The organism is Microbispora sp. CSR-4, from assembly GCF_008033685.1.
GTDB lineage: Bacteria > Actinomycetota > Actinomycetes > Streptosporangiales > Streptosporangiaceae > Microbispora.
In genome coordinates, this window is sequence record NZ_VJVX01000133.1 from 3,969 (window position 1) to 7,968 (window position 4,000).

Below are 4,000 nucleotides of genomic sequence, written 5' to 3' on the forward strand. Positions count from 1 at the left end.
GGGGGGCGGGGGCGGTGGGAGGAGCGGGGGGCTTGGGACCGGGAGAAGCGGCTGCCGTGCCCATCGTGAGGGTCGCGACGCCGACCATTGCGGCGCCGGCGATGGCCAGTCGCGTCAGGGATGCTCGGGTCATGACCTCCGACAGTAGAGCGGGGAGCTGAGCGGGAAATTGCGCAGAGATAACGATTCAGAGAGGGGACGCATGGCGTCTATTGCCGAAGCCCGGTAGGGAGATCGCCGGGCCTTCACTTATCGTGCCAATCATGGACCTACGCGTGGAGATCACGGAGCGGCTCGATGATGAGCAGGTGGCGGCGGTGCTCGCCCTGGTGGAGGCGGCCGCCGAGGCCGACGGTGTGGCCCCGCTCAACGAACATGTGATGCTCCAGGTGCGCCACGGCGCCGAGCCGGGTGCGAGAGCCGTACTGGTGTATGCGGACGGGAGCGTCGCGGGCTTCGCCCACCTGGACCCGGCGGACCCGGAGGAGGGACCGAGCGGCGAGCTCGTGGTGCATCCCGCCTTCCGCGGGCGCGGCCTGGGCCGGCGGCTGCTCGGCGAGGCGCTGGAGGCGAGCGGGGGCGGGCTGCGCCTGTGGGCGCACGGCGACCTGCCCGGCGCCGCCCGTCTCGCCGCGAGCGCGGGCCTGGCCCGGGTGCGCTCCCTGTGGCAGATGCGCCGCCCGCTGTCCGAACCCCTGCCTGCCGCCGCCCTCCCCGAAGGCGTACGGCTGCGCACGTTCGAGCCGGGACGCGACGAGAAGGCGTGGCTGGCGCTCAACGCGCAGGCCTTCGCCACCCACCCCGAGCAGGGCTCCTGGACGGCCGCCGACCTCGAACTGCGGGAGCGGGAGCCGTGGTTCGACCCCGCGGGTTTCTTCCTCGCCGTACGGGGAGACGCGCTGGCGGGCTTCCACTGGACCAAGGTGCACGCGGGGACGCCCGGCGGCGACGAACCGATCGGCGAGGTCTACGTGGTGGGGGTCGCGCCCGGCGAGCGCGGCACGGGCCTCGGCCGGGCGCTGACGCTCGCCGGGCTCGAACACCTGCGCGCGCTCGGCCTCTCGCAGGTCATGCTCTACGTGGACGAGGAGAACACCGCGGCGGTCCGGCTGTACGAGTCGCTCGGGTTCACGCGGTGGAGCACGGACGCCATGTACCGGCGCTGAGACGCCGAAGGGCCGGTCCCCCGCGTGGGGCCGGCCCGTTCTATATAGAGGTGTCCTCTATCCGAGGACGAGGTTGAGGATGAAGTAGCCGATCGCGGCGGCGACGGCCGCGGCGGGGATCGTCAGGACCCACGCGGTCACGATGTTGCCGGCGATGCCCCACCGCACGGCCGACAACCGCCGCGTGGCGCCCACACCCATGATCGCGGAGGTCATGGTGTGCGTGGTCGAGATCGGGGCGCCGAACCCGATGGCGGCGGTGTAGAGGACCGACGACGCCGCCGTCTCGGCCGCGAAACCGCGCGGCGGGTCCAGGTGGATGATGCGCCTGCCCATCGTCCGCATGATGCGCCAGCCGCCGGAGTAGGTGCCGAGGGAGATCGCCGTGGCCGAGGCCGTGATGACCCACTCGGGAATGCCGCCCTGGGGGGAGGCGTATCCGCCGACGACGAGCGCCAGGAAGATCACGCCCATCGTCTTCTGCGCGTCCTGCAGCCCGTGGCCGAGCGCGATGGCGGCCGCCGACACCGGCTGGATGTACCGGAACCCCCGGCTGGTGCGGTGCGGGTTCGACTTGCGGAAGAGCCACAGCAGGATGATCATGATGATCCCGCCCAGGACGAACCCGATGACAGGCGACAGGACCATGGGGATGACGACCTTCTCCACCACTCCCGACCAGTGCACGTTCGCGCTGGCGGCGAGGGCGGAGCCGACCAGCCCGCCGATCAGGGCGTGACTACTGGAGGACGGCAGGCCGAAATACCAGGTGATGAGGTTCCAGACGATCGCTCCGATGAGGGCGCCGCCCACGATGAGCAACCCGTGGGTGCCGTCCGGAGCGTCGATGATCCCCTTGCCGACGGTCTGGGCGACCTCGGTGCCGAGATGGGCTCCGATGAAGTTCATCACCGCGGCGAGGAGGAGTGCGACCCGCGGCGTCAGCGCGCGGGTGGAGACGGAGGTGGCGATGGCGTTCGCCGCGTCATGGAAACCGTTCGTGTAGTCGAACACCAGCGCGATGACGATCACGCCGATGACAAGCGCGAGCTCCACTTAGCTTTCCTTGACCGCGATCGTCTCGATCGTGTTCGCGACGTGCTCGAAGGCGTCCGCGGCGAGCTCTAGCTGCTCGATGACCTCACGCATCTTCATGACGGTGAGGGCGTCGTACTCCCCGCTGAACAGCTTCGCCAGCAGCCTGCGATAGACCTGGTCGGCCTGGTTCTCAAGCCGGTTGATCTCGATCCAGTATTCGTTGAGGTGCTGCATCGAGCGCAGGCGCGGCATCGCGTCCGCCGTGAGCTCGGCGGCCCGTTCGAGGACCTCCACCTGGCGCACGACCTCCTTGGGCAGGTGGTCGATCTGGTAGAGGACGATCAGGTCGGCGGCGGCCTCCATGTAGTCCATCACGTCGTCGAGATTCGACGCGAGGCGGTAGATGTCCTCACGGTCGAAGGGCGTGATGAAGCTCTCGTTGAGCCGGTTCATGATCGCGTGAGTGCGCTCGTCGCCCGCGTGTTCGCAGGCGCGCATCTTCTCGGCCAGACCCTCCCGGTCCGAACCGTCGCTGATGATCTCGACCAGCAGACGCGATGCGGTGACGAGGTTGTTCGCCGAGTCGGCGAACAAGTCGTAGTAGCTGTCCTCACGGGGCGTGAGACGCAGGCGCACGTCGTTTCTCCAGATGTGCGGGGACGGTCCGCAGAGAAGGGTACGGCTTACCAGTGGAAATGCGAAGTTCAGGGCACACAAGCCCGCTTGTAACCTACTCTTCCCCTTCTCGCTGCCCAGAAGGGGTCCCGTAACACACTTGTTGCCTGAGCCGCTTCAGATCTTGGTGCGGTGGAAGTTCAGGAACGACCTGCTCGGCGTCGGCCCCCGCTGCCCCTGGTAGCGCGAGCCGTACCGGTCCGAGCCGTACGGGAACTCGGCCGGCGAGCTGAGCCGGAACATACAGAGCTGACCGATCTTCATGCCCGGCCACAGTTTGATCGGCAGCGTGGCGACGTTGGACAGTTCGAGTGTGACATGCCCCTCGAAGCCGGGGTCGATGAAGCCGGCCGTCGAGTGCGTCAGCAGGCCCAGCCGGCCCAGACTCGACTTGCCCTCCAGCCGCGAGGCGATGTCGTCCGGCAGGCTGATCACCTCGTACGTGCTGGCCAGCACGAACTCCCCCGGATGCAGGATGAACGGCTCGTCGCCGTCCGGCTCCACCTGCCGGGTGAGGTCCGGCTGCTCGATCGACGGGTCGATGTGCGGGTAGCGGTGGTTCTCGAACACCCGGAAGTAGCGGTCCAGCCGTACGTCGATGCTGGACGGCTGGATCATCGCCGGGTCGTACGGGTCGAGCTTCACCCTGCCCGACTCGATCTCGGCACGGAGGTCACGATCGGAAAGCAGCACGGGTGCAAGGCTAGTAGAAGGCTAGTAGGCCATTTCAGCGGCAGGTATAGCGGATCTTCGCGTCGGGGCTGCAGGACCACCCCCCGGATCCGCTACAGTAGGGGCAGCGACAGGCTCCACAGCCGGTCACGCGGGTGTAGTTCAATGGCAGAACATCAGCTTCCCAAGCTGACAGCGCGGGTTCGATTCCCGTCACCCGCTCCACCCACGAAGGCCCAGGTCAGGACAGAGATCCAGACCCGGGCCCTGATCGTTTCTGGCACCTGTTCGATCTTCCGTGCAATTAGCCCACGGGGACCAGGGCCGCCTCCGAACCACCCTCGTCCTGGCAGGGCTGAAGCGTTCTCAGGTTGTGAGACCGAGTAGCTGAAGTGCATCGGTGGGGTGGCTGCGGTAGTGGTCGGTGGCGGCGGCGATGTTGGTCCAGC

At 68.0% G+C, this 4,000-nt stretch carries 4 protein-coding genes and 1 tRNA gene; 2 read left to right on the forward strand and 3 right to left on the reverse strand.

Going from position 1 to position 4,000, the window contains the following annotated elements; genetic code table 11:
• Positions 1–263 precede the first annotated feature (263 nt).
• Entirely contained in the window at positions 264–1,166 is a 903-nt protein-coding gene (mshD, locus tag FLV34_RS38810) for a mycothiol synthase (protein ID WP_142651514.1), read from the forward strand.
• A gap of 57 nt (positions 1,167–1,223) precedes the next feature.
• On the opposite strand, the gene FLV34_RS38815 is transcribed toward mshD, so the two are convergent.
• From FLV34_RS38815 to dcd, 3 genes are all read right to left on the reverse strand, one after another.
• On the reverse strand, positions 1,224–2,222 hold the full coding sequence (locus tag FLV34_RS38815; RefSeq protein WP_142651515.1) for an inorganic phosphate transporter: 999 nt from the start codon (positions 2,220–2,222) through the stop codon (positions 1,224–1,226).
• A complete protein-coding gene (locus tag FLV34_RS38820) occupies positions 2,223–2,840 on the reverse strand; it encodes a DUF47 domain-containing protein (protein ID WP_030510423.1) in 618 nt (205 codons plus the stop codon).
• 156 nt (positions 2,841–2,996) lie between these two features.
• Positions 2,997–3,572 (reverse strand): dCTP deaminase, encoded by a 576-nt coding sequence (gene dcd, locus FLV34_RS38825; RefSeq protein WP_142651516.1) that lies wholly within the window; start codon positions 3,570–3,572, stop codon positions 2,997–2,999.
• A gap of 130 nt (positions 3,573–3,702) precedes the next feature.
• Between dcd and FLV34_RS38830 the strand changes: the two genes are divergently transcribed.
• Positions 3,703–3,776: transfer RNA gene (locus FLV34_RS38830), tRNA-Gly, on the forward strand.
• Positions 3,777–4,000 lie beyond the last annotated feature (224 nt).